We start from the raw sequence: 25,372 nt of genomic DNA on the forward strand, positions 1-25,372 counted from the left end.
GATTATGTTCGGTCACTGTTATTATGCGCTTATTTATTACTCTTTTTATATTATTTTTCAGTAATCTATCCCTGAACATCGTTCAGGCTGCGCCGCATACCCCGAATTCTGCGCCAAAGAAAAGCGCCGTGGTAGAAACGAATAAGAAAAGCCGCCAAACAAAGGGTAATGCTAAATCACCGACGCCGATCAAAAGCAAAAAACCAGAACCTACCACCGTCAGCAATAAAACCAAATCCCGCACCGCGAGCAAAGTGACAGAAAAAAAGCCGTCACGGACGCAAAGCAGCACGCCCGCGCTAGTGAAAAAAAATCTTAAAAAGCTGAAGCCTGAAGAAGAGAAACAAACCACCGCACAAGCCAGAGTCAAAACCGGTCTGAAGAAGACCGCGCTCAAGGGAAAAGCGGATAAAAATCCAGCGCCGACAGAAAAAGGAATGGCGCTAAGCGCAGCACATAAAAAACGCTATCAGCATGCCAAAACGACCGCAATGAATAAGTTGATGAGCCAGATTGGTAAACCTTACCACTGGGGCGGCTCCTCTCCCTTTACCGGATTCGACTGTAGCGGACTGGTCTATTACGCCTACAAAGATGTCGTTAAGATCCAAATTCCACGCACCGCAAACGAAATGTATCACCTGCGTGACGCCGCTCCGATTAAAAAGAGCGAGCTGGAAAGTGGCGATCTGGTCTTCTTCCGCATCAATAATCGTGGCGCAGCCGATCACGTCGGGGTTTATCTGGGGGAAGGGAAATTTATCCAGTCGCCGCGTACAGGCTCAGATATTCGTATCAGCAAGCTGAGTGAAGATTATTGGCAGGAGCACTATGTTGGCGCACGTCGCGTGGTGACGCCGCAGACGATTCGTTAAGAGATAGGTTGTACGTAGTAAAGAAAGGCGATGTGAAGAGAAGCTATTCAGACACGTTTTATATAGCATCAACGTGTCTGAATACCTAACCCGCCCAGAGGCACCGTTTGGTTAGTTCAGCACCGCAATAAAACTAAATGCGATGATCACAGCCAACGAACCAACCGTTGTCAGCAAAGACATCTTCAGATCTGTATCCATAAATTACTCCTTTTAACGAACAAATTTTATCTGAAAGCTTCATCTGAAAAGACACCATCCTTCACAGCCGAACCCGTTTAGGTAGTTAAAGCCACAAATAATAGGGTTATTACGATTCTTTCATAATTGTAGCGAAAAATCTCGGACGAATGCATCACTAATAGTATAAATTAGCCCTTTCACTTTCATGATAAATCGGACACAATCCGCTGTTTATGAAAGCGCTGCGTATCAGTCGAAAAACGTCAACCCAGATCCCTTCGGTATAACATTCGGCATTCTCCTTCTGAAATCCTGTTTTTTAGCTTAGAAGAAGAACATTAAACGTAGGCAAACGATTAACAATATACTTACGTCTGTAACAGGTAAGTTCAGGAGTCATTTTTAGATGGCAACGATTAAAGATGTGGCAAAACGTGCTGGCGTTTCCACCACAACCGTATCGCACGTGATCAATAAAACACGTTTCGTCGCCGAAGAGACTAAGGCAGCCGTCAGGGCGGCAATCAAAGAATTGCACTATTCGCCCAGCGCCGTCGCGCGCAGCCTCAAAGTTAATCACACCAAATCTATCGGTTTGCTGGCCACATCCAGCGAAGCCCCCTATTTCGCCGAGATCATTGAAGCCGTTGAAAACAGCTGCTATGCCAAAGGCTACACGCTGGTGCTGTGTAATTCGCATAACGACATCGGCAAACAGCGCGCCTATCTTTCCATGCTGGCGCAAAAACGCGTCGACGGCCTGTTGGTGATGTGCGCTGAATACCCACCAGAGCTGTTATCAATGTTGGAAGATTATCGCAGCATTCCGATGGTCGTGATGGACTGGGGACAGATGCACAGCGATTTTACCGATACGATTATCGATAACGCCTTTGAAGGCGGTTATATGGCAGGTCGCTACCTGATTGAACGCGGCCATCGGGATATCGGTGCCATCCCCGGCACTCAAGAACGCAACACCGGCAGCGGACGCTACCTCGGCTTTTTGAAAGCGTTGAAGGAAGCCGACATCACCGTACGCGACGAATGGGTGGTTCGGGGCGATTTCGAACCGGAATCCGGCTATAAAGCCATGCATCAGATCCTCGCACAGAAACAGCGTCCCACGGCCGTATTCTGCGGCGGTGATATCATGGCGATGGGGGCTATCTGTGCGGCTGACGAACTGGGTTTGCGCGTGCCACAGGATATTTCGGTGATCGGTTATGACAACGTGCGCCACGCGCGTTTCTTTACGCCTGCGCTGACCACCATCCACCAGCCAAAAGAGCGTCTGGGACAGTCCGCTTTCGCGATGCTGCTGGATCGTATTACCAGTAAACGGGAAGATGCGCACGTCATTGAAGTGCACCCAACGTTGATTGAACGCCGCTCGGTTGCAGACGGCCCCTACCTCGACTATCGCCGCTAGCCGCAGCCATTCTGTACAGACGATTTTCTTATTCCTGCTGCTTCCCTTCTCTGCTTCAGCCAATTCTCTTGTATGCTGGCTGAAGCAGTTAAAAATTTAATACCGTGTTTCATTTTCTCTGGTGACAGCCGATACCTCGGCTGCGATAAGTGTTGTCCTGGTGTGTTTTACGATACTTTTACATAAAGTTAAGGAGACATGATGGGTTTACCTTATACAGAAGAATGGGATCCTAATACCGCGCCTTGGTTCCACATCGTGCAGGACATGCTGGCCACCGCGGATATCACCATCAACGGCACTCGCCCTTTTGACATCCGCGTGACCAACCCTAATTTCTTTAAGCGTATCCTGTGTGAGGGATCGCTGGGGCTGGGAGAAAGCTACATGGATGAATGGTGGGAGTGTGAACGGCTGGACATGTTTTCCCATCGCGTCCTGCGGGCTGGGCTGGAGGCTAAGTTACCCCGTCGCCTGCACGACCTGACGCGCATCGCGCTCTCCCGCGTCACGAATTTACAATCCCGTCGACGCGCTCAGGTTGTCGGTAAAGCGCATTACGATTTAGGTAACGACCTCTTTACCCTGATGCTGGATCCCTACATGCAATATTCCTGCGCCTATTGGAAACAGGCACAGACGCTGGAACAGGCGCAGGAAGACAAACTCGCCATGATCTGCGAAAAACTCCAGCTAACATCAGGGATGACGCTGCTGGATATCGGCTGCGGCTGGGGCGGACTTGCCGAGTTCGCGGCACGCCACTACGGCGTTTCAGTTTACGGCATCACCATTTCCAGAGAGCAGCAGGTGCTGGCACAGCGACGTTGTCAGGATCTGAACGTCACCATTGAATTACAGGATTATCGCGATCTCGATCGGCAATTCGATCGCGTGGTGTCGGTAGGCATGTTTGAACACGTCGGGCCACGCAACTATGACAACTACTTCCGCGTCGTACGGCGTAATCTAAAACCCGATGGACTGTTTCTGCTACATACCATCGGGGCCAATAAGACCGACCCGCACATCGATCCCTGGATTCATAAATATATATTCCCCAACGGCTGTATTCCCTCCATACAGCATATTGCGCAGGCGAGTGAATCTTACATGGTAATGGAGGACTGGCACAATTTCGGAGCTGATTACGATCGTACATTAATGGCCTGGCACGCTCGCTTTCAGCAGAACTGGCCACGGCTTTCTACACGCTACACGGCCCGCTTCCGCCGGATGTTCAGCTACTATCTTAATTCTTGTGCGGGGGCTTTCAGAGCAAGAGACCTTCAGCTCTGGCAGATCTTGTTCAGTACGGATGGGATCGAAGGTGGATTGCGTGTTGCGCGCTGACAGCCTTGTGTGTTGACAGAAAGTCGTGTGCTGACAGAAAAGAGAAGCCGGACGGTAGAAACGCCGTCCGGTTTACCAGAATGTGTAACGTAGGAATTACTCTTCCTTGCCGAGCTCGCTCGCCTGCTTGCTAGCCAACACGCGCTCGACTGTATCAACCACGGCCTGTGTCTGCGGGTCGATTTCGATATTAATGCGATTTCCCAGACGTTTCTGTCCCAGCGTAGTGCGGTTCAGCGTTTCTGGAATTAAATGCACGCAGAAACGTCCACGGGTCACTTCGCCCACCGTCAGGCTGATACCGTCAATCCCAACGAAACCTTTATGCAGCACGTATTTCATCAGCGCTTCATCTGCCAGACGGAACCAAATCTGATGGTTATTCTCTGAAACCTGAATCTTAACCACTTCTGCGGTACACATGATGTGGCCCGACATGACGTGTCCACCGATCTCATCACCGAATTTCGCGGCTCGTTCAATATTGACGACATCGCCTTCATGAATATCGCCCAGATTCGTTAACCGCAGCGTTTCCTTCATGAGATCAAAACTGACACGATCGCCGTCAATAGCGGTTACCGTCAGGCAGCAGCCATTGTGTGCCACCGATGCACCGGGCACGAGCCCTGGCAGCAACTCGGGCGGGAGCTGGACAATGTGCGTGCGAAAGTTGGATTTTTCTTCAATCGACACCACCGGCGCGGTGCCCTGAACAATACCGGTAAACATGCGGTTTGCCTCTTAAAAACAAAGAAATGACGCTGTGCAGTGTGCCCGATATTTCTCGGAAAACCAAACCGGAATGCCGTATACCGCACAGCTATCGAAACCGTAGCGTAACAAAAAGAATATATTCTTTTCCATGCTGGTTTACTTTCGTTAAGTCGTTACAATAAAGCTCGCTTTATCCCGATCTGTTTTTTCATATCTGAATTATTCATTCCGCAGTCAAGTCATTCAAGGAAGGTATCCGTGCAACAGTATCTGACAGAAGCGCGTAAATTATCGGCGCTTGCTGTTCCTGTCATTATTGCGCAAGTGTCTCAAACGTCGATGGGTGTGGTTGACACCATCATGGCCGGTGCTTATAGCGCCACCGATATGGCCGCTGTCGCCGTGGGAACCTCTATCTGGCTACCCGCCATTCTTTTTGGTCATGGCCTGCTGTTAGCACTGACGCCCGTTGTCGCACAGCTCAACGGTTCCGGTCGACGCGATCGTATTTCTCATCAGGTACGACAGTCCTTTTTCCTTGCTGCCATTATTTCTGTGCTTACGATGCTGGTGCTGTATCAGGGGGAATACGCCATTAACCTGATGAGCGACGGTTCACCTGAGCTGGCTGCGAAAGCCATCGGCTATCTGCATGCGCTGCTGTGGGGCGTTCCTGGCTATCTGTTCTATCAGGTTTTACGTTGCCAGTGTGAAGGGCTGTCCAAAACCTACCCCGGCATGATGATTGGATTCATCGGACTGTTAATCAACATCCCGATCAACTACATCTTTATCCACGGTAAATTTGGCATGCCCGAACTGGGCGGCGTCGGCTGCGGCGTGGCTACCGCCTCGGTTTACTGGATCATGATGCTACTGATGATGCTTTATACCCGACGCGCCTCCTGGCTACGCGATATCCGTCTGCACCGTCCCGCGTTCCGCCCGGACGTTGCCGTGCTGAAGCGCCTCTTTGGCCTCGGTTTACCTATCGCGCTGGCATTACTTTTTGAAGTGACACTGTTTGCCGTGGTGGCACTGTTGGTGTTGCCGCTGGGCGTCGTCGATGTGGCGGGTCACCAGATTGCCCTGAACTTCAGTTCGCTGATGTTCGTCCTTCCGCTCTCGGTTGGTGTCGCCACGACCATTCGCGTCGGGCATCGCTTAGGAGAAGGCTCGGTTGAGAACGCTCGCATTGCCGCGCACACGGGTATCATGGCGGGCGTGGCATTAGCCTGCTGCACGGCCATTTTCACCACGCTGCTGCGTGAGCCTATCGCCCTGCTCTACAATCAGGATCCGCTGGTTGTGGCGATGGCTTCTCAGCTCATGCTGCTGGCCGCTGTTTATCAAATTTCCGATGCCGTTCAGGTGATCGGCACTGGCGTTTTGCGCGGCTATAAAGATACCCGTTCAATTTTCTATATTACCTTTGTCGCTTATTGGGTATTGGGGTTACCGAGCGGTTACCTGCTGGCGTTGACGGATAGCATCGTGCCGCGCATGGGACCTGCGGGCTTCTGGTGTGGTTTCATCATTGGCCTGACGGCAGCGGCAGTGATGATGGTCACGCGAATTCGTTTTCTTCAGCGCCAACCCGCCGCACGGATTTTAGCGCGCGCCGCCCGCTAGATAACGTTTCATCCAGTTTTATACCCTAAATAATTCGAGTTGCGTGAAGGCGGCAACCGAGCGAATCTCCAGGAGCTTACTCAAGTAAGTGACTGGGGTGAGCAAGGGCAGCCAACGCACAAGCGGCTTGAAGTATGACGGGTATCGTCGAAAAAAACGACATAATGGATACAACCCCAGCAATCGCACTGGCAAGAGCACAAAATTGCATTTTTCCTCTTGCCAGTTTTCCCCTCGCTCGCTACTATTCGCCTCGCTGTCAGACAGGCAGCACGGTATCTTAATGCGTTCATAGCTCAGTTGGTTAGAGCACCACCTTGACATGGTGGGGGTCGTTGGTTCGAGTCCAATTGAACGCACCATACCTTGTTTTCAAAATACTTTATTCCCCACTCTTTTCTACTGAAAAGTAATCGACTCAATCCTTTGTTGAATCTGCATTGATTATCTTCCCGTAATATCAATTTCACTCCGTCTATTTGATCTGACTCAAAGCAACACCCTGAACTTCCACAGGTTTGTATAGGCACCTCGGCGGTTATGATAGAATTCTTCCGCGAAAATAATATCTAAAGAGTTAATTGCAATGGATTGGTTAAAAGATTACATACCACTACTCCTCATTGGCGGTGGAATATGGGAAATTTTTCACGCCTATAACGGACTCAAATCTGGCGTGTTAGTCGAGAGAATTAATAGAAAAGATGTGACGTTTCATCGTGGCGAATTTTGGTTTAGTTTTTGGATCGGTTTTCATATTATTTTTTCAATAGGAACGTTCGTCGTTAGCGTCTTCCTTATCAAAAAATATTTGCTCCTCCCTGACTGGCTACACGTGTATTTATCTCATTTTTATTCACTCTGACAATCATTAGCGTCAACAACATCGCCATGTGACGTTGCATGGTGTTCAAGCTTGCCATAGGTCATGTCACGCCAGAGCGTTACTCTGGCGTAAAAGCATGCGCGCCGCCGTTATTCCTGCGACTCGATCACCACCACGCACTGCCCGGCGCGCACGGATGCGCCGGGCTGACAGCGGACCTCCCGCACCGTGCCGCGCTGCGGCGAGACAATCGGGATTTCCATTTTCATCGATTCGAGAATCATCAGCGTTTCCCCCTCTGCTACCATTTTTCCGATCTCCGTCGTCACCTGCCAGAGATTGCCGGAAATCGGGCTCTCTACGCCGAGTTGTCCCGGCAGGATCGGCGCTTCGCTCGCTTCTTCAATCACCACGTCCACGCAATCCGTCACCGATTGACCGGCAATACGCCAGCGCTCACGCTCTGCCTCAAACGCGGCTCGCTGACGCACGCGAAATGTTTCGATCTCTTCAGCTTCCCGCGACAGGAAATCCTGATAGGCGTTTAACGCCAGTTCGCTTTGCTCGATCCTTAGCGGGTAGCGTCCCAGCGGGAAATCCCGTCGGATCGATAACAATTCGTCGGCCGACACCGGATAGAAGCGAATTTGATCAAAAAAGCGCAGCAGCCACGGCTTACCGTCAAACGCGCCAACGCCGCGATAGCGATCCCACATTTGCAGCGTGCGTCCGACAAACTGGTAGCCGCCCGGCCCTTCCATGCCGTAAACGCACAGGTACGCGCCGCCGATGCCTACCGAGTTTTCCGCCGTCCAGGTGCGCGCCGGATTATATTTGGTGGTGACCAAACGGTGGCGGGGATCCAGCGGCGTTGCCACCGGTGCACCGAGGTAAACGTCACCCAGTCCCATCACCAGATAGCTGGCCTCAAAGACCGTACGGTAAACCTCATCGAGATTATCCAGTTCATTAATGCGACGGATAAATTCAAGGTTACTCGGGCACCAGGGCGCATCGCTACGTACCGTGGTCATGTATTTTTGAATCGCCAGTTGGCAAGCGGGATCGTCCCAGGACAACGGCAGATAAACCACCCGTGATGGCACGGTCAGATTCTGCTGGGTGCAAACGTCCTGCCACAGCGTAGAAAGCACATCCAACAGGTGCTGTAACGAAAGCACTTCGGGGCGATAGTGCACCTGCAACGAGCGAATGCCCGGCGTCACGTCAATGATGCCATCGAGTGCCTGTTGCTCCAGCGCCAGCATCAGCGCATGGACGCGGAAACGCAGCGCCACATCCAGCTCCGCCGCGCCCACTTCCAGCAGCAAATGGGTATCGCCGGACAGCCGCGCAACCAGTCGTTTATCCGCTTCACCCGTATCCAACACCACCGGAGAAATGAGCGCAGCAGGCGACCAGTCGACAGCGATCGGGGCAAGCTGTTCCACCTCCGCATGACGTGCCAGCGCCAGCGTGCGCGCCGTCGGGAGATCCACAGGAATAAAGCGTACACGGTCACCCGCATTAAGCTGCCCCAGCGCCCACAGGTCGGCTTCGATTATCGTCACCGGACAGACAAATCCGCCCAAGCTCGGGCCATCTGGCCCCAGAATAACCGGCATATCGCCAGTAAAATCCACCGCGCCGATGGCATACGGGTTGTCGTGAATATTCGAAGGATGCAGCCCGGCCTCTCCGCCGCTGTCGCGAACCCACTCCGGTTTCGGCCCAATCAGGCGCACGCCCGTGCGGCTGGAGTTAAAATGCACTTCCCACTCGGTGGTGAGGAACGTTTCCATATAGGCAGGCGTGAAATAGTCCGGTGCCGCATGCGGGCCGTAAATCACGCGCAGTTCACGCACCGTAGACAACGTGGTGCGCAACGCGTCCGGCAGACAATCGCTGATACGTCGGTCCGTCAGCGGCGCAAGGTGCAAGACGTCCCCCGCCCGCAGCGCCCTGCCTGCGTGGCCGCCAAATTGCCCCAGCGTGAAGGTGCTTTTACTGCCGAGATAATCCGGCACATCGAACCCGCCACGCAGGCAGAGATAGCTGCGAACCCCTTGCGCATTCGTCGCGCCTAACCGCAGCGTGCCACCCGCCGGTATCGCAAATACGCGATCCATCGGCACCGATTGACCGTCCAGCTCGATAGCGATAGCCGCACCGGTGACTGCCGCTACGGCGTCCGTATTAAAACGCAGAGTCGGCCCGTTCATCGTGATTTCCAGCGCAGCCATCCCCGCCGGATTCCCCACCAGACGGTTGCCTAAACGCAGCGCGCGATCGTCCATCGGCCCCGACGGCGGCACGCCAACCGCCCAGTAGCCGAGGCGGCCAGGATAATCCTGTACGGTGGTCTGCGTACCGGCGCTCACCACTTCACAGGTTGTCGCTTGGTAGACTAATGTATCCAGACAGCGCGTCCACGGCTGGCCGCAGGCAAATGGATCTGCCGCCAGAATCTGACGCAGATAGTCACGGTTGTGTTCCACGCCGTAGAGTCGCGTGTCCGCCAGCGCCCGATCCAGCCCAGCCATCGCCTGCTCGCGGGTGGGCGCACTGGCGATGATCTTAGCCAGCATCGGATCGAAAAACGGGGGAATTTCGCACCCCGCCGTCACCCAGGTATCGATGCGCAGGCTCTGTCCTTCTGCGGCGGGAAACGCAACCTCCGTCAACAATCCCGGCGACGGCTGGAACTGTTTACCCGGATCTTCCGCGTACAGACGCGCCTGAATCGCATGCCCCTGCGGATTCAGTCCGGCGGCCAGCTCACGCAGCGGTGGTAAATCCCCTGCGGCCAGTTCGATCATCCAGCGCACTAGATCCACGCCCCACACCTGTTCCGTTACGCCGTGCTCGACCTGTAAGCGCGTATTGACTTCAAGAAAATAAAAACGATCCGTCGCGCTGTCATAAACGAATTCCACCGTTCCAGCGCTGCGGTAATTTACCGCCTGCGCCAGGCTGATGGCCGCCACGCACAGCGCATCGGCGACCCCATCCGGCAGATTGGGCGCGGGCGTTTCTTCAATCACTTTCTGGTTACGACGCTGCACCGAGCAGTCCCGTACCCCCAGCGCCAGCACGTCGCCCTGCCCGTCGCCAAAAATCTGTACCTCAAGATGTCGGGCGCGTTCGATATACTTTTCGATGAACACGCCCGCATCGCTGAAGTTGTTCTGGCCTAGACGCTTTACCGTTTCAAACGCATCGGACAGTTCCGTGGCGCTGTAGCAGACGCGCATCCCGATCCCGCCGCCTCCGGCCGTGCTTTTAAGCATGACCGGATAGCCGATCGCCGCCGCCGCACCGAGGGCCGCATCAATATTTTCCAGCAGCTCGGTGCCTTCCAGCAGCGGCACGTTGTGCTGCTTCGCCAGCGCTCGCGCCGTATGCTTTAAACCAAATACCCGTAGCTGCTGCGGCGTCGGCCCGACAAAGGCAATCTGCGCCGCTTCGCAGGCTTCGGCAAACGCCGCATTCTCAGACAGAAAACCATAGCCGGGGTGAATCGCCCGCGCACCGCTACGCCGAGCCGCAGAGAGAATTTTGTCTACATCCAGATAGGTGTGAGCCGCCGCGCCTTCGCCCAGGCTAATGGCTTCATCGGCGTCCTGAATATGCAGGCTACTGATATCGGCATCGGAATAGACCGCGACGCCACGGACATTCATCTCGCGCAGCGAACGCAGAATACGGCACGCAATCGCGCCACGGTTGGCAATCAGAAGTTTGTCGAACATACGCTAGACTCATGCAAGGGCGGGTCGTCCCGCCAAAATGCGATCCGCATGATGGTCGTCCATCGCGGTAACGGTCAGGTGCAGCTGAAAGAGCAGGTAAAGCGGGTGGTGCCGAAACGGACTATCGCGCAGGAATCACGGTGTGTTGTCCGTTCGCGTATTAGCTGGCGGCAGATAATACCGGTTTGCCCTTGCCTCCAGCGCGCTCACCAGCCATGCTTTCACCCGCTGCCAGCGCGTGCGTTTTTCATCACCGCGATCCGACATCAGTTCCATATCAGCACCTCCGCTGGCGTTGGGTTCCAGCCGTTGCACGGGTTATTCAACTGCGGACAGTTAGAAATCAGCACGATGACGTCCGTTTCGGCGCGCAGCTCCACGTATTTCCCCGGTGCAGAAATGCCGTCCTCAAAGGTCAGCCCGCCTTCCGCCGTCACCGGCACGTTCATGAAGAAGTTGATGTTCGCGCCGATGTCCTTTTTGTTCAGGCGGCCATCGTGCAGGCAGGCGCAGAGAAAGTTGTCGCGGCAGCTATGCATGTAGCGTCGGTCGAGCGCATAACGCACGGTATTGCTCTCCTGCGCACAGGCTCCCCCCAGCGTGTCATGGCGCCCGCAGGTGTCGGCGACAATCGTCAGCAGCGGGTTGCCAAGGTTGGAATACAGCACGCTGCCCGTTGTCAGGTAGACGCTATTCTGACGGCGCAGCGTACGTTGCGGATCGTAGCGTTCACGCGGGTCATCGACGCGATAGAACAGCGTATCTACCGCCTGATTGCCTTCTAGATCCAGCAGCCGCAGCGTCTGCCCTTGCTTGACCTCAAACAGATAGGGTTCTCCGGCAGGAATCACATGGCGGAATACCGCGTCCTCGGCCGTTTTATTGCTGGCAACTAACGTCATGTCCGGCCTCCTTACAGGCAAAAGCGTTCGGTATTGTGAAACGCGCGTGCATTTTCCTCACGGAACGCACGGCAGTACGCGGCGACATCCTCGCCTTCCGCCCGGCTCCAGGTGAGCGCGATCGGCTGCGGCGCATACGTCGGGTTAGGATCCATCGGGTGTTGCAAGGCGGTCAGCACCACCAGCGTATCCATTAGCGCATACAGCTCGATGTAGTCCCCCGGCTGAGAATGATTGGCGTGAAAGTGAAATTGCCCCTGCGCATTTACCGTGACTTTGCTGAACAGGTTAATCGTCATCAGCAAATCTTGCAGATTGAGGTTCCATTTCCCCATCTCGACCAGCAGGTTATCCATGCCATTACGGAAAAAGCCGTTGCGCCGTTCCTGATAGCGCCCCTGCCCGTATTTCTCCTGCACCTCCTGCGCATTGAGCACGCCGCCAAAGCTGTCGTGCCAGCCGCACGTGTCGGCAATGATGGCTGCCAGTACGCGTCCCATGTCGGAATAGAGACAGTGCCCAACCGTCAGTCTGGCGGTATGCTGCCCTTTCAGGGTATCCGGCAGGTTCAAACGTTCGCTGGTCTGGTGCGCGTTAAACAGCAGCAGGCCGACATTGCCGCCGCCCTCCACATCTTCGATATGCAGAATCTGTCCGCGCTTGAGAATGAAGGAGGTATGTCCCCCGCCCGGCACGATTTCTTCATCAAATGTTGTTCGGCCTGTCGATGTGTTTGTCGATGTCTGTATCGCTGTCATAACCGAAAGCTCCTTAAATAGGGGATGTCGCCACGCTGACTACAGGAGGCGCCAGCGTAAGCGCACGCTGGCGCGTGGCGAGACGCTCCTGATTTAGCGGGATGTCATAGGTAATGCGTGCGCCATAGGCTTCCGGCGCATGCGGGTCGACGCGCACTTTGTCGAACACCAGCAAACGCGTGCCGAGGTGGAAACCTTCCGGCAAATCGTGGGTAACCATAAAGACCGTTAAGCGGGTTTCCCGCCACAGCTCCAGCAGTAGCGTGTGCATATCGCCGCGAATACCGGGATCCAGAGCCCCGAAGGGTTCATCGAGCAGCAGGATGCGCGGCTGGACAATAAACGCCTGAGCAATCGCGAGCCGTTGCTGCATGCCGCCGGAAAGCTGGTTGGGGTATTTGTGCATGGCATGCCCCAGCCCGACGCGTTCCAGCATCCGCGCGGCATCGTCTCGCGCCGCCTGCTTGCGCTGCCCAAACAGCCTGCCGAGCCAAGGGGAACGCGGTATTTCCAGCCCAATCACCACGTTTTCCAGCACGGTTAAATGTGGGAAAACCGAATAGCGTTGAAACACCACGCCGCGGCTGGCATCCGGTTCCGCGGACAGCCGCTTCCCTTCGAGCCGCACTTCGCCTCGGCTGGGCGTTTCCTGCCCCAGCAGCAGACGCAGAAAGGTGGATTTACCGCAGCCGGATGCCCCGACCATCGTGCAGAACTCCCCTTCCTCAACGCTCAGGTTGAGCCGTTCCAGCACGACGTGGTCGCTGTATTCCTGCCAGATGTTATCGATCTCGATAAAACTCATGCTTTGCTTTCCTCTGACCACGGGAACCAACGGCGATGCAGCCAACGCAGCGCCATATCCATGAGCCATGCCAACAGCGTGATCCACACGACGTAAGGCAGAATCACATCCATCGCCAGATAGCGGCGTACCAGAAAGATGCGGTAACCGAGTCCTGCCGTTGCTGAAATCGCTTCGGCAGAAATCAGGAACAGCCACGCCGCACCCAACAACAGCCGCAGTGAAATCAGCAGCCGCGACAGCAACTGTGGCAGAATGACGCGCAGCACCACGACCCAGCTGTTCGCCCCCAATGTCTGGGCTTTAATCAGCGTTTCCTGCGGTATATTGCGAGCGCGCTGTTCAAGATCGCGCGCCAGCATCGGCGTAACACCAATCACGATCAGCATCACTTTCGAAAGTTCATCCAGCCCGAAAACGATGAAGAGAATGGGCAAAATCGCCAGCGGCGGGATCATCGACAGCACGGTCATCAGCGGCGAGAGCGACGCACGGAACAACGGAAAAGCCCCGGCCGCAATTCCGAACAGCAGGCTCAACAGGCTGGCGATCCCCAGCCCCAGCACGAGACGCACCAAACTGGCCTGCGTATCCAGCCAGAACAGATAATCACCGCTGCGTTTATCCTCGGTGAATGCCATACGCTGAATCGCCTCGGCCATTTGCCCAAGACTCGGCAGGAGTTTGTCATTGGGGTTAGCCTCCAGCCGCAGCGCCGACCCGATGAGGTACAGCACCAGCAGCACGACAAACGGCAGCAGGACCAGCAACAGCCGTCCGCCCCGACTGGGGTAGCGATTGATCAAGCGCACGATAGTCTCTCCAGTTTGCAGGTCAGAGTTTGTTCTCTGCGGCCAGACGCACGAAGGTGTCGTCAAAGCGCAGTTTCACATTGGCGCTGTCACCCTGTGTAATCTGTCCAGGGAACGTCATGCCGATAAAATCTGCGCTCTGTGCGCCAGTGCCGAGTAGCCCTTTGTCGAAGGAGAAATCGGCCACTCGCTTCATGGTGTTAGGGAGATCCGGGCTGGCCAGAAACGTCAGATTGTCCTGCGCGGAATAAAACAGATGGGTGGTTTTTAACTGCGCCTGATAGCCGGCTAAATCGGTACCGGAAGCCGCCGCCATTGATTCCAGCGCTGGTTTGTCACCCGCTGTCATCAGCGCCATCATTTCAAACCAGGCACCGGCCAGCGCTTTGCCCAACGCCGGATTGTCCTGTAGCGTTTGCGTGTTCACGACCATCATGTCGATCAGCTCACCGGGAATCTGACCGGACTGAAAGACTTCCGTGGTGTCTGGCTGGCTTTTGATTGCTGAAAGTTGGGGATTCCAGGCGACGGCGGCCTGCACGCTGCGGGTGGCGAAGGCGGCGACAATATCGGCATCTGAGGTGTTGACGACGGTGACATCCCGCTCCCGCAGTCCGGCCGTTTCCAGACCGCGCACCAGCAGGTAATGCGAAACAGAGAGTTCAGGCAGGTTAACCTTCATCCCGCGCAAATCGCTCAGCGTTTTCCCTTTACCTTTGAGTACGATGCCATCGTTGCCTGCGGAGAAACTGCCGAGCAGCAGCGCCGTGGTATCCACACCGCCTGCAGCCGGAATCGTCAGGGCATCCATGTTGGTCATCGTGCAGCCGTCAAATTGACCGGCGGTATATTGATTGATCGACTCGACGTAGTCGTTAAGCTGGGTGACCTTAATCTTGATGCCGTACTTGTCGGCCCATTTATCGATAATGCCCTGCGTGCCGATGAAGCCCCACGGCATCCATCCGGCATAGATCGTCCAGCACACGTTGAATTGCGTTTTAGGCGCAGCCTGGGAAGGGAAACTCAGCAGCGCTGAGAGACTGAGGACGCAAACGCCCAGTAAACGAGATAGGTTCATGCCAGACCTCCGGTTGAGTAGGAAAAAGCGGGAACAGCGCGACACCATGGGTGTTGCTGTCTCCCGGGCTTTTGTCCCGCCGTGTAACCTCAACTGGAGGTCGCCAGCTCTCGGACCAGACATCCATATGGTATGGATCGGAACCCTAGCCAGCTATTCAGGTTGTTCAGCGCCATGCGTGGTGCTGTCCCGAATAGAGAAAAGCAAAATGCGTGCCAGCACCGAAAGTGCCGGTACGGCTGTGGTTTATAAGGGGAATGATGCGGGGAAGCACGCCGCTATCGCGCTATCGCGGTGCAGTAGCACAACGAGCACGCTTCACGGCAGTGCAGATAGGGTTAGCGGATTCGAGGCCTAGTGTGCAGAACGGCTGGCCGCTATCTTTTCCAGCAGCGCACTAAACGTGGCTCGTTCTTCAGGGGACAGCGACTGCAGCATTTGCGCCTCAATCTGCTTTTCCTGATGCAGAAAAACCTGTGTAAACGCGATGCCCTTATCGGACAAACTGAGCCACACGCTGCGGCCGTCATCTGGGTTATCGATCTTGCGGACATAATCGCGTTTGACCAGCTCCGCTACCATGCGGGTGATCTGCGCCTTATCCCGACAGACCCTTTCCGCCAGCGACTGAGGCGTAATGCGTCCTTCCATCGCGATGATCTTACATAAGCGGACATGCACCACATCCAGACTAATGTCATGCGCCTTCATCTGTTCCTGCATCTGTGCCTTATAGCTTTCTAATAAGGCAAAAAGGGGTTTCATCATACTTTATTGACTCAGTCAACCAATGATCATATAGTTGATTTTATCAACTATCCGTCACGAGTTCAATTTACCGAGGCCACAATGGGAAACGTCTATCAGATTACGGTGGAAGAAAAAGCCGACCAGCCGCGCACGCTGTCGTTTGAATGCTCAATTCACGATGATGTGTTCAAGATTCTGGAAAAAGTCGATGGCAAGATGGACATGACGCCGGAACAGACTCAGGCCTTTATTGTGGGTTTGAAGCTATTTAGCGAAGTGATGATGCAGAATAGAAAGCACCCGCTGTTTAAGGAATTCGCCGCTCCATTCAGAGAATTCATGCTTAATCTTAAGAAACAGTGAGATACAAGATTACGCAGAAAAAAATGAGGCTCCCCACGCCGTGAAAACACCAGCGTGGGGAGCGTCACGTCTTACTCTGCCAGATCGAAGCGATCCGCATTCATCACTTTCACCCAGGCAGCAACAAAGTCATTCACAAACTTCTCTTTGCTGTCGTCCTGTGCGTAAACCTCGGCGTAGGCGCGCAGAATGGAATTGGAGCCAAAGACCAGATCCAGACGCGTCGCGGTCCATTTGACTTCACCCGTTTTACGATCGCGGATTTCATACAGGTCTTTACGGTATGGCTTCCACGTGTATTTCATATCGGTCAGGTTGACGAAGAAATCATTCGTCAGCGCCCCTTCACGATTCGTAAATACGCCGTGTTTGGTGCCGCCGTAGTTGGTCCCCAGCACACGCAGGCCGCCAACCAGCACCGTCATCTCTTTCGCCGTCAGCCCCATCAGTTGGGTGCGATCGAGCATCAGCTCTTCCACGCTCACGGCATAGTCTTTCTTCAGCCAGTTACGGTAGCCATCGTGGATAGGTTCAAGAACGTCAAAAGACTCTGCGTCGGTCAGGGCATCGGTGGTGTCGCCACGTCCCGGTGCAAAAGGCACGGTGACTTGCACGCCAGCCGCTTTCGCCGCTTTCTCAATTCCCACATTACCCGCCAGCACAATGGTATCGGCCACGCTGGCCCCCGTTGCGGCGGCAATACTTTCCAGCACGACTAACACACGCGCCAGACGTTCAGGTTCGTTCCCTACCCAGTCTTTCTGCGGGGCGAGGCGAATACGCGCGCCGTTGGCACCGCCGCGCATATCGGAACCACGGAATGTACGGGCGCTGTCCCAGGCGGTTGCGACCAGCTCACTGATGGAAAGGCTACTTTCTGCAATGCGTGCTTTGACCACATCAACATCATAGTCGGTACGGCCAGCCGGAACCGGATCCTGCCACAGCAAATCTTCCTGCGGCACATCTGGACCCACGTAGCGCGCTTTCGGCCCCATATCGCGGTGCGTCAGTTTGAACCATGCTCGGGCAAACACTTCGGAGAAGTACGCCTGATCCTGATAGAAACGCTCGGATATTTTGCGATATTCCGGGTCAACTTTCAGCGCCATGTCGGCATCGGTCATCATCGGGTTGTAGCGGATAGACGGATCTTCAACATCAACCGGTTTGTCTTCTTCTTTAATACTGACAGGCTCCCACTGCGATGCACCGGCCGGGCTCTTTCTCAGTTCCCATTCGTGGTTCAACAGCATGTGGAAGAAGCCGTTATCCCATTGCGTCGGATGCGTTGTCCAGGCCCCTTCCAGCCCGCTGGTGACGGTATAGCGCCCTTTGCCCGATCCCGTCGGGTTATGCCAGCCGAGACCTTGTTCCTCAACATCTGCACTTTCTGGTGCCGCACCCAGCAGGCTGGCATCGCCATTACCGTGAGTTTTACCCACCGTGTGCCCACCCGCCGTCAGGGCAACGGTTTCTTCATCATTCATCGCCATACGGGAGAACGTCACGCGCATATCCTGTGCGGTACGCAGCGGATCGGGATTGCCATCAACGCCTTCTGGGTTAACGTAAATCAGCCCCATTTGTACGGCCGCCAGCGGGTTTTCCAGCGAGGTACGATCCTCGCTGCCATAGCGCCCGGTGCTCTTCGCCAGCCACTCTTTTTCCGAGCCCCAGTAGGTGTCTTTTTCCGGGTGCCAGATGTCTTCACGACCAAAGGCGAAGCCAAATGTTTTCAGCCCCATGGATTCATACGCGATATTGCCCGCCAGAATAATCAGGTCCGCCCAGCTGAGTTTATTGCCGTATTTTCTTTTGATGGGCCACAGTAAGCGGCGCGCTTTATCGAGACTGACGTTATCTGGCCAGGAGTTAAGCGGTGCAAAGCGCTGGTTACCGGTTCCGCCGCCGCCGCGACCGTCGGTTGTACGGTAGGAGCCCGCCGAGTGCCAGGCCATACGAATCATCAGGCCACCGTAGTGACCCCAGTCCGCTGGCCACCACTCCTGGCTGTCGGTCATCAGTGCATGCAGATCTTTTTTGAGGGCATCGACATCGAGGGTTTTGAGGGCATCGCGGTAGTTGAAATCGCTGCCTAACGGGTTGGTCTTGGTATCGTGCTGATGAAGAATGTCGAGATTGAGGGCATTTGGCCACCAGTCGGTGTTTGATGAGCCAGTAGATGTGTTTCCGCCGTGCATAACCGGACATTTGCCGGCTGTTTTCGTTTTATTCTCGTCCATCGTTATCTCCCAGTATGTTGCATTGCCTTAATCGCTGCGCAGAAGGTGGGTCGTTCTCCGATAGCCTTGCCTTATGGCAACAGAGCGCTTCACCGATTCCTTCTTCTTGATACAAGACAGTGCCAGAGTCTCCCTATAATTTATAATTGTATATGCTAACTTCTGCGATAGCTTAACTTGATGAAAAGTAGCTCAATCGCACATTTTTCCTATCTATACCCGTCATACTTCAAGTTGCATGTGCGTTGGCTGCGTTTAGTCACCCGAATCACTTACTTGAGTAAGCTCATCGGGACTCCCTCACTTGCCGCCTGCCTGAAACTCGAATTATTTAGGGTATATATTAATAATCTCGCCGATAGAACCACTTGTGATAATGAGCCCGCTTGTCATCGCGGCCTCTTTTAAGAGGCTGCGAATTCTTCTGCTACCCCAAAACTACAGCGACGGCGAACGGAGTATGAACTGAGTAATCTCGGCACGTTTCCCTAAGCGGATCGGAAAGCCGTTCCACAGGCCCGCGCCATTGCTCACGTACAGATGCATGCCATCCACGTCATAGCTACCGGACACATAGCCTTCATTCGCCAATTGCGTCACCCAATGCATGCCCAGCACCTGACCGCCGTGCGTATGGCCGGAGAGCTGTAAGTCCGCTCCGGCACGCGCATTCTCTTTCGCTCCCGTTGGCCGATGGCTAAGCAGAACGACCGCGGTATCCGGCGCTATCCCATTGAGCGCCGCGCCCGTATCCGGCAGCTGTTGTTGAAAATCAGCGGCGGTGCGATCGGTGATCCCTGCCAGCACAAACGCAGCATTATCGCGACCAACCGACACATTTTCATTAAGTAACATGCGTAAGCCCAGCGCATTCAGTCGCTGCACCCATTGCGTATATTCCACGTAATATTCATGGTTGCCCACAATGGCAAACACCCCGTGTGGCGCGGTCAGATTACGCAGCGGTTCCATGTCATCATGACGGGCATTCACAGTGCCGTCGGCCAGATCGCCGGTAATCACCGTCAGATCGGGTTTAAGCGCGTTGGTTTTTGCCACTACGGCTTCCATCCAGGGGCGTTGTAACAGACGGCTGGCATGTAAATCGGTGAGCTGCACCAGCCGGAAACCATCCAGCGCAGGCGGTAGCTGCTTCAACTCGACTTCTACCGTACGCACTTCAGGAATGCGCACCGCCTCCCAGACGCCAATCGCCGCCAGCCCCATCGCTACCACGGCAATTCCGCCACGCAGCGCCATATTGTTCAGCAGAACCAGCCCAACCGAGCGGGATAACAGACGCCCCACGACGCCGATCAGATCGACGGCCAATAGCAGGAATGCAGATATCAGCAACGCGCCAAACGCCCACCCCAGAAACATCAGGACAAACGCGGGCACTTCCGGCGACGCCATCGTGCCAAAAAAGGTGCGCGTAATCAGATGATGCTGCGAAGCCAGCAGCACTAACACCGCCAGCATGCGCTTTACAGGCACACCGACACGCAAGCGCCAGACCAGACGCCAGATAACATAGAGGGCGATAAGCCCGGTAATGACATGAAACACGGCTGTTTTTCTCTCTTTATCGGTGATGTCGGTATATTGACGCGTAAATTTTACACTATGACTCACGCATTGCAGATCAACGCGGTAGAGGTGTTGTGTTGCCAGAAGGTGAAGATTAACATGGCGCAATTCCATGCTGTACACATCATTGACCACAATGAAGCCTGCTCGCTGGCGGCAGGTTGTGCATCATTTTGATTAACCAAGGACATGTATGTTCGATTACACCGACTTTCCCGAGCAACGGCAATCCAAAATCAGGCAGATCCTCAGCGAGGAAGGCAAAGTTGTCTGCGCCCAGCTCTCACGTGAATTGAACGTCTCCGAGCACACCATACGGCGTGACCTGAAAGAACTGGCGCAATCCGGTGCCTGCAAACGCGTCTACGGCGGTGCGGTCAGTATGCCGCCAGAGGTGATTGATTTTGCCAGCCGAGCCACCATCGATGCCGCCCAGAAAGATCGTATCGCTCAGGCCGTCATCCCGCTGATAAAGCCCAACAGCTGCGTATTCTTTGACACCGGTACCACCAATCTGGCTGTGGCGAAACAGATCCCGGCAGGGCTGAAGTTTACCGCCGTGTGTAATTCGCCCATTATCGCGGCAGAGCTGATGCAGTATCCGGATGTGGAAGTGATTTTTCTTGGCGGAAGGATCCAAAAAGAGGTCGGCGGCGCGATTGGTATCGATACGCTCAGGCAGCTAGAGAAGATGTATTTCGATCAATGCCTGCTAGGAGGCTGTGCCTTTGATGCCAATGAAGGCCTGACCGTTTTTGAATATGACGATGCCGAATTCAAAAAGTGTCTGGTGACCCGCAGCAGCGAAGTGATCGTGGCTCTGACCGCCAATAAGATCACCGCCCTCACGCGCTATCGTGTGGCGACATGTGATGAAATCACCACGCTGGTGACCGATGATGAAATCTCACCTGCCTGCCAGAGCGCATTAAGCGAAAAAAATCTGGAGCTGATTATTGCCCGATAATGCGACGGTAGCCCCAGCAGCAGCCGGCTCACTTCATGCAGTTCACTTCATGAAAGCAGCAGTTTTATCGTTTTCAGTACCCCGTCGTCGTCATTGCTACGGGCTATAAAATTCGCCGCAGCTTTGGTTTCCTCAAACGCATTGCGCATCGCAAAGCTGTAAGCCCCGCGGCTCATTAGCTCAATATCATTGTAGCCGTCGCCAAACACCATCGTTTCCTCTGGCGTAATCGCCAATTTCTCCTGAAGGATGTCTACGGTGTGCCCTTTGTGTACGCCGACATCAGCAATGTCGATCCAGGCCGCTTCAGAGACCACGATATAGACATGATCGTGAAACGCATCAAGGTACTTCGCCGTCTCATGGCAGTGCCCTTCTGGGTCATAAACCGTGATTTTCACAAAGTCATCGGTTACGGCAGCAAAGCTGGAGATCAACGTCACATTGGTGTACGACTTTTTCACCTTTTCCAGTAAAGCAGGATCGATCGTTTCCTTCACCATCGCACCGTGCGGGGTACAACCGATGACGACGTGCCGATCGTCTACGCTTTCCAGCACGCCAATCAGGCTCAAGGCAAGGCGGTTTTTGATGAGTGACTGGTAAACGTATTCTCCCTGATACTTGATACGCGTCGCGCTGTCTCCCAGAATCCAGATGTCTTTCGCATCATCGCCAAAAAGCGCTTCGACCCGCTCGCACTGCTTGCCTGTGCAGACAGCAAAGCGCACGTCCTTCTCTTTCATTAATGCATAAACATCGGCAAACAAGGCTCTGTTGTAATCGCCATCGCTGTGAAGAAACGTGCCGTCCAGATCGGTAATTACCAACTTGATCATTCCACTCCCCTTGCAGATTGTACGTACACAGATAGCCGCGAGTCAGGCCGTAACCTGCCTGAACCAAGAGATATCGATTTTGTGCGGTGTGTTAGATGACTGATGTGATGATTAATCGCCAATGCTCGATTTAGCTCGAAAAAGCAATAAACACACTAAAAAGAGCATGCAGCGCGCAATTACAATCACTTTACGCCAAATTCATTGAGATATTACGCAGGAATCAGCATAGCACTTATTGATAACAAGCAACAAGAAGCAAAACCAATCAATAGTGAGCATAAGAGGGGAGTGAAAAAAGTGGCAGAACCGCATGAAAATGGCCCTGCCACACGCCAGATGTTCATATAAAGATAAACCTGACGTTCAGACGAAATGTGTTACTCAGAAAGTAGATGCTATGAGGACAGCTTCATCAGAATCAGGCCGCTGACGATCAACAGCGCAGCAATAATCCTCATCGCACTGGCAGGTTCATTGAGGAAGACCAATCCCACCACGAACGCCCCTACCGCACCAATTCCCGTCCAGATGGTGTAAGCCGTGCCCAGAGGAAGAGATTTCATCGCCATGGATAACAGCGCAAAGCTGATAATCATGGCGACAATCGTGACAACCGATGCGCCTACTTTCGTGAAGCCATCAGACAGCTTCATGCTGTAAGACCAGACAATTTCAAACAAACCGGCAAGCGCTAATAGAAACCAGGCCATACCCTGTTCTCCTTAAACATCGAATAGGGGTCGTCCCGTGAATCCTTTTCGCGTCAGGGGTCGTCCCCTGTCAGGATGCTATGCCGCGATACAATAGCGTTGCGCTATCAGGGAGTAAAGTCTTTGCGCAAACGATCTACCAAGCGGCGAAATCGCCTAAAAAACTTCCGGGAGAAATCTTTAACGTTGCGTCAGCAACGGCTTTATCCGACGAATTCGGCTAAACATTCAACACTTGAAAGAGGATGATAAACAAAGCGCTTGCCACCGACGTCGGAGCCGTCCATAATAGCGCCCATTCCAAACGCTGGAATGAAGAAAAGCATTCTAATCAAAACGTTACTGATTAAGATGTTATCTACTGTACGACCGTAGCTCAGTTGGTTAGAGCACCACCTTGACATGGTGGGGGTCGGTGGTTCGAGTCCACTCGGTCGTACCAATTCATGTTCTATAGACGTATGCTAATGTCTATAACATCTTGAAAAGAAGAAAATTTTTATCTTCTCTTGTTCCAGTAAAATCTATCGAAATCTACTCATATCCAATGGTTTTAAGTACATTTTTAAGTCCATTTGAATACGGGTAATCTCACTTCCAGATTGTTACTGTTAAACAACACTGCCGAGAACCAAAATCCAGCTCTGATGCTAATCAGGAGCGACGATCATGGTACTTTCTGCTATAGCTGTTCGCCATGCAAAAGCAATTGGCAAAGCCTATACAATCCCAGATGATAATGGCCTTTCTCTTTCCGTCTCACCAAACGGTGGGAAATCGTGGCATTTCCGCTATTACTGGCTAGGTAAACAAAAACGCCTATCTCTTGGCACCTACCCCAAAGTGTCACTGCAAGAAGCTAGAAATCTGCGAGATGAAACGAAAGCTTTGTTAGATGCGGGAATAAACCCTCAGGCAGCTCGTAAGCAAAAACGCTATGCTATCCAGCTAGCTGTCGAAAATGATTTTGAATCCGTGTTCAAAAAATGGGCTGAATATAGATCTTTAGAACTCAAAGAGGATAAAAAAGGAACCCTTTCCCAAATTCAGCGCACATTTAATAATGACATCTTACCCCAAATTGGCAAGATGCCTATTTATGACATCCGTCGTATAGATTTATTAAAAATCTTATCCAAGATTGAACAGCGAAGAGCATTTACAACAGCAGAAAAAGCGCGCAGTTGGCTTGGGCAATTATTTCGCTATGCTGTGGTAAAAATAGATGGTCTTGATGTTAACCCTGCTATGGATCTGAAAGAAGTTGCGCTACCAAAACCGCCAGAAATTCACAATCCATTCTTACACATGTCAGAGTTACCGTCATTTTTAAGTAAATTGCGTAAATACTCAGGTAATGAAACTACACAACTTGGTATTCGCTTACTTTTTCTTACCGGGGTTCGCACTGGCGAATTACGTCTCGCTACACCAGAACAGTTCGATTTAGAGCGTGGTCTTTGGCTTATTCCTCCCGAAGAGGTGAAGCAACTACAAAAAAGCATGCGAAAAAATAGAAAACGGCCACAGGATATCCCTCCTTATATTGTTCCTTTATCTGCACAGGCAATTGAAATAATCAGGTACTTGATAGATAAAGTTAAACCAGCCCAGCACTATTTATTGCCACATTACTATAACTTACAAGAGCGTATAAGTGAAAACACTCTCAATAATGCTCTGAAACGTATGGGATATAAAGATAAACTCACAGGCCATGGTATACGTGGCACAATTTCAACAGCACTGAACGAAATTGGTTACCCTAAAGTTTGGGTAGATGCGCAACTTTCTCACGCTGATCCAAATAAAGTTAGCTCTGCATATAACCATGCTAGCTATGTAGAGCCACGTAGACGTATGATACAAGATTGGGCTGACAGGCTCGATTTATTAGAGCAAGGATTTGTTGAATCAGCAATGAAGCATTTGACTATCTATATCGCTGGAATTCCCACAATGTTGGATACAGATAGTAATTTACCTATACCACCAGTAACAACAACTCCTCCAGCAGCCACTTCGACTTCTATAGTTGCAACAAATGATGAAAATAACAACGACCAAAAATTCCAACGACTTTCACCTCTACCACCAAAATATAGTGGGAAAGACGCATCCGAAAAAATCATCACAGAAATACAAAAAAAACGCATAGACATGCTTAACATATATGAAGAACCGCATAATCTATCAGTATCCCAATTTGCTAAACTGGCTGGTAAATCTCGAGACCAAATTAACCGGGAGATAAAAGCGAATAAATTACTAACAATAAACATCGGCAATCGTGGGCAACGAATTCCAGATTGGCAACTCGATCCTATAAAGAAAAAATTGATTCAGGCGGTACTTAAATCATCAGATAAAGCAGACTCATGGACAGTTTATCAAGCTTTATCTAATAGAAATAAAATATTAGATAACCAATCTCCTATTGATGTAGTTAATTCCAAAAATCTAGACATGATAGTTACAATAATTAATAAAGTTACAAGCACTCACCTCTTTTAGAGGTGATGTATCATAGAATTAACTGAGTTAAACATTTCATTAAAACCCGCAATGGCATGCGGATTTTAATATTTCTGAAGAAATTCATCAGCGTGATTTATCATAAATCTATATTGCACGGCACTCGCACTATTGAAATTAACATCAGCAGTTCCGCAGGAAATTTATTAGAAAAAAGATCAACATCACACCCCCTATAATTGACGGTATCTTTACTTTTTCCTTCGCGTAATATTCACCTGAAATCTCATTGAGTTGCATC

The 25,372-nt window shown here is 52.6% G+C and carries 21 protein-coding genes, 2 tRNA genes and 1 riboswitch; of the genes, 9 read left to right on the top strand and 14 right to left on the bottom strand.

What is annotated here, in order from left to right:
- Window positions 1–23: 23 nt before the first annotated feature.
- A complete protein-coding gene (locus NXT09_RS05115) occupies window positions 24–875 on the top strand; it encodes a C40 family peptidase (RefSeq protein WP_268579082.1) in 852 nt (283 codons plus the stop codon).
- 111 nt (window positions 876–986) lie between these two features.
- On the opposite strand, the gene cydH is transcribed toward NXT09_RS05115, so the two are convergent.
- Entirely contained in the window at window positions 987–1,076 is a 90-nt protein-coding gene (gene cydH, locus NXT09_RS05120) for a cytochrome bd-I oxidase subunit CydH (protein ID WP_014915740.1), read from the bottom strand.
- Window positions 1,077–1,464: 388 nt separating this feature from the next.
- Between cydH and purR the strand changes: the two genes are divergently transcribed.
- A complete protein-coding gene (gene purR, locus NXT09_RS05125; RefSeq protein WP_010276588.1) occupies window positions 1,465–2,490 on the top strand; it encodes an HTH-type transcriptional repressor PurR in 1,026 nt (341 codons plus the stop codon).
- Window positions 2,491–2,691: 201 nt separating this feature from the next.
- A complete protein-coding gene (gene cfa, locus NXT09_RS05130) occupies window positions 2,692–3,843 on the top strand; it encodes a cyclopropane fatty acyl phospholipid synthase (protein ID WP_268579194.1) in 1,152 nt (383 codons plus the stop codon).
- 96 nt (window positions 3,844–3,939) lie between these two features.
- Here the strand turns inward: cfa and NXT09_RS05135 are convergent, their stop codons facing one another.
- Complete coding sequence (locus tag NXT09_RS05135) at window positions 3,940–4,575, bottom strand: riboflavin synthase (protein ID WP_010276583.1); 636 nt, start codon at window positions 4,573–4,575, stop codon at window positions 3,940–3,942.
- 243 nt (window positions 4,576–4,818) lie between these two features.
- Between NXT09_RS05135 and NXT09_RS05140 the strand changes: the two genes are divergently transcribed.
- Window positions 4,819–6,192, top strand: coding sequence for an MATE family efflux transporter (locus NXT09_RS05140; RefSeq protein ID WP_205555140.1), 1,374 nt, complete (start codon window positions 4,819–4,821; stop codon window positions 6,190–6,192).
- 285 nt (window positions 6,193–6,477) lie between these two features.
- Window positions 6,478–6,554, top strand: a tRNA-Val gene (locus NXT09_RS05145).
- A gap of 613 nt (window positions 6,555–7,167) precedes the next feature.
- Here NXT09_RS05145 and uca read toward each other — a convergent pair.
- The 8 genes from uca to NXT09_RS05185 form a co-directional block, all read right to left on the bottom strand.
- On the bottom strand, window positions 7,168–10,770 hold the full coding sequence (gene uca / locus NXT09_RS05150; RefSeq protein WP_268579083.1) for an urea carboxylase: 3,603 nt from the start codon (window positions 10,768–10,770) through the stop codon (window positions 7,168–7,170).
- A gap of 135 nt (window positions 10,771–10,905) precedes the next feature.
- A complete protein-coding gene (locus tag NXT09_RS05155) occupies window positions 10,906–11,046 on the bottom strand; it encodes a hypothetical protein (RefSeq protein ID WP_268579084.1) in 141 nt (46 codons plus the stop codon).
- Window positions 11,037–11,672 carry an urea amidolyase associated protein UAAP2 gene (locus NXT09_RS05160; protein WP_268579085.1) on the bottom strand — a complete coding sequence of 212 codons (636 nt, stop codon included), beginning with the start codon at window positions 11,670–11,672 and terminating at the stop codon, window positions 11,037–11,039. Before NXT09_RS05160 ends, NXT09_RS05155 begins: the two co-directional genes overlap by 10 nt.
- Before the next feature lie 11 nt (window positions 11,673–11,683).
- The gene (locus NXT09_RS05165; protein WP_268579086.1) at window positions 11,684–12,430 is read right to left on the bottom strand and encodes an urea amidolyase associated protein UAAP1; all 747 of its coding nucleotides are present in this window, start codon (window positions 12,428–12,430) and stop codon (window positions 11,684–11,686) included.
- A gap of 13 nt (window positions 12,431–12,443) precedes the next feature.
- Window positions 12,444–13,235, bottom strand: coding sequence for an ABC transporter ATP-binding protein (locus NXT09_RS05170; protein WP_268579087.1), 792 nt, complete (start codon window positions 13,233–13,235; stop codon window positions 12,444–12,446).
- Window positions 13,232–14,047: an ABC transporter permease gene (locus tag NXT09_RS05175; RefSeq protein WP_268579088.1), complete on the bottom strand. Its 816-nt coding sequence runs from the start codon at window positions 14,045–14,047 to the stop codon at window positions 13,232–13,234. The genes NXT09_RS05170 and NXT09_RS05175 overlap by 4 nt, the downstream gene beginning before the upstream one ends.
- A gap of 22 nt (window positions 14,048–14,069) precedes the next feature.
- On the bottom strand, window positions 14,070–15,128 hold the full coding sequence (locus NXT09_RS05180; protein ID WP_268579089.1) for a putative urea ABC transporter substrate-binding protein: 1,059 nt from the start codon (window positions 15,126–15,128) through the stop codon (window positions 14,070–14,072).
- 58 nt (window positions 15,129–15,186) lie between these two features.
- A riboswitch (guanidine-I (ykkC/yxkD leader) is annotated at window positions 15,187–15,288 on the bottom strand.
- Between the two features lie 194 nt (window positions 15,289–15,482).
- Entirely contained in the window at window positions 15,483–15,896 is a 414-nt protein-coding gene (locus NXT09_RS05185) for a MarR family winged helix-turn-helix transcriptional regulator (protein WP_268579090.1), read from the bottom strand.
- Window positions 15,897–15,977: 81 nt separating this feature from the next.
- Here NXT09_RS05185 and NXT09_RS05190 point away from each other — a divergent pair, with 81 nt between their 5' ends.
- Window positions 15,978–16,241, top strand: coding sequence for a DUF3861 domain-containing protein (locus NXT09_RS05190; RefSeq protein ID WP_268579091.1), 264 nt, complete (start codon window positions 15,978–15,980; stop codon window positions 16,239–16,241).
- 71 nt (window positions 16,242–16,312) lie between these two features.
- Here NXT09_RS05190 and katG read toward each other — a convergent pair whose 3' ends face one another.
- Together katG and NXT09_RS05200 are read right to left on the bottom strand one after the other, a co-directional pair.
- The gene (gene katG / locus NXT09_RS05195) at window positions 16,313–18,487 is read right to left on the bottom strand and encodes a catalase/peroxidase HPI (RefSeq protein WP_268579092.1); all 2,175 of its coding nucleotides are present in this window, start codon (window positions 18,485–18,487) and stop codon (window positions 16,313–16,315) included.
- Window positions 18,488–18,925: 438 nt separating this feature from the next.
- Complete coding sequence (locus tag NXT09_RS05200) at window positions 18,926–20,191, bottom strand: metallophosphoesterase (RefSeq protein WP_268579093.1); 1,266 nt, start codon at window positions 20,189–20,191, stop codon at window positions 18,926–18,928.
- Window positions 20,192–20,270: 79 nt separating this feature from the next.
- Between NXT09_RS05200 and NXT09_RS05205 the strand changes: the two genes are divergently transcribed.
- Window positions 20,271–21,044, top strand: a complete 774-nt coding sequence (locus tag NXT09_RS05205) for a DeoR/GlpR family DNA-binding transcription regulator (RefSeq protein WP_268579094.1) — start codon at window positions 20,271–20,273, stop codon at window positions 21,042–21,044.
- 47 nt (window positions 21,045–21,091) lie between these two features.
- Here the strand turns inward: NXT09_RS05205 and NXT09_RS05210 are convergent, their stop codons facing one another.
- Window positions 21,092–21,883 (bottom strand): HAD-IIB family hydrolase, encoded by a 792-nt coding sequence (locus NXT09_RS05210; RefSeq protein ID WP_109411220.1) that lies wholly within the window; start codon window positions 21,881–21,883, stop codon window positions 21,092–21,094.
- 398 nt (window positions 21,884–22,281) lie between these two features.
- Window positions 22,282–22,596, bottom strand: coding sequence for a DMT family transporter (locus NXT09_RS05215; protein ID WP_268579095.1), 315 nt, complete (start codon window positions 22,594–22,596; stop codon window positions 22,282–22,284).
- Between the two features lie 365 nt (window positions 22,597–22,961).
- Between NXT09_RS05215 and NXT09_RS05220 the strand changes: the two genes are divergently transcribed.
- A tRNA-Val gene (locus NXT09_RS05220) sits at window positions 22,962–23,038 on the top strand.
- A 227-nt stretch (window positions 23,039–23,265) separates the two neighbouring features.
- The gene (locus NXT09_RS05225) at window positions 23,266–25,110 is read left to right on the top strand and encodes a tyrosine-type recombinase/integrase (RefSeq protein ID WP_052234616.1); all 1,845 of its coding nucleotides are present in this window, start codon (window positions 23,266–23,268) and stop codon (window positions 25,108–25,110) included.
- Window positions 25,111–25,372 lie beyond the last annotated feature (262 nt).

Source organism: Pectobacterium jejuense (assembly GCF_026800125.1).
Lineage (GTDB): Bacteria > Pseudomonadota > Gammaproteobacteria > Enterobacterales > Enterobacteriaceae > Pectobacterium > Pectobacterium jejuense.

Excerpts from the sequence above, each read along its gene's own strand:
- purR (WP_010276588.1), top strand. The coding sequence starts at position 1,465 with ATGGCAACGATTAAAGATGTGGCAAAACGTGCTGGCGTTTCCACCACA.
- cydH (WP_014915740.1), bottom strand. The coding sequence starts at position 1,076 with ATGGATACAGATCTGAAGATGTCTTTGCTGACAACGGTTGGTTCGTTG.
- NXT09_RS05200 (WP_268579093.1), bottom strand. The coding sequence starts at position 20,191 with ATGGAATTGCGCCATGTTAATCTTCACCTTCTGGCAACACAACACCTC.
- NXT09_RS05160 (WP_268579085.1), bottom strand. The coding sequence starts at position 11,672 with ATGACGTTAGTTGCCAGCAATAAAACGGCCGAGGACGCGGTATTCCGC.
- NXT09_RS05205 (WP_268579094.1), top strand. The coding sequence starts at position 20,271 with ATGTTCGATTACACCGACTTTCCCGAGCAACGGCAATCCAAAATCAGG.
- cfa (WP_268579194.1), top strand. The coding sequence starts at position 2,692 with ATGGGTTTACCTTATACAGAAGAATGGGATCCTAATACCGCGCCTTGG.
- NXT09_RS05180 (WP_268579089.1), bottom strand. The coding sequence starts at position 15,128 with ATGAACCTATCTCGTTTACTGGGCGTTTGCGTCCTCAGTCTCTCAGCG.
- NXT09_RS05155 (WP_268579084.1), bottom strand. The coding sequence starts at position 11,046 with ATGGAACTGATGTCGGATCGCGGTGATGAAAAACGCACGCGCTGGCAG.
- NXT09_RS05170 (WP_268579087.1), bottom strand. The coding sequence starts at position 13,235 with ATGAGTTTTATCGAGATCGATAACATCTGGCAGGAATACAGCGACCAC.
- NXT09_RS05225 (WP_052234616.1), top strand. The coding sequence starts at position 23,266 with ATGGTACTTTCTGCTATAGCTGTTCGCCATGCAAAAGCAATTGGCAAA.
- NXT09_RS05185 (WP_268579090.1), bottom strand. The coding sequence starts at position 15,896 with ATGATGAAACCCCTTTTTGCCTTATTAGAAAGCTATAAGGCACAGATG.
- NXT09_RS05210 (WP_109411220.1), bottom strand. The coding sequence starts at position 21,883 with ATGATCAAGTTGGTAATTACCGATCTGGACGGCACGTTTCTTCACAGC.
- NXT09_RS05165 (WP_268579086.1), bottom strand. The coding sequence starts at position 12,430 with ATGACAGCGATACAGACATCGACAAACACATCGACAGGCCGAACAACA.
- NXT09_RS05190 (WP_268579091.1), top strand. The coding sequence starts at position 15,978 with ATGGGAAACGTCTATCAGATTACGGTGGAAGAAAAAGCCGACCAGCCG.
- uca (WP_268579083.1), bottom strand. The coding sequence starts at position 10,770 with ATGTTCGACAAACTTCTGATTGCCAACCGTGGCGCGATTGCGTGCCGT.
- NXT09_RS05115 (WP_268579082.1), top strand. The coding sequence starts at position 24 with ATGCGCTTATTTATTACTCTTTTTATATTATTTTTCAGTAATCTATCC.
- NXT09_RS05135 (WP_010276583.1), bottom strand. The coding sequence starts at position 4,575 with ATGTTTACCGGTATTGTTCAGGGCACCGCGCCGGTGGTGTCGATTGAA.
- NXT09_RS05215 (WP_268579095.1), bottom strand. The coding sequence starts at position 22,596 with ATGGCCTGGTTTCTATTAGCGCTTGCCGGTTTGTTTGAAATTGTCTGG.
- katG (WP_268579092.1), bottom strand. The coding sequence starts at position 18,487 with ATGGACGAGAATAAAACGAAAACAGCCGGCAAATGTCCGGTTATGCAC.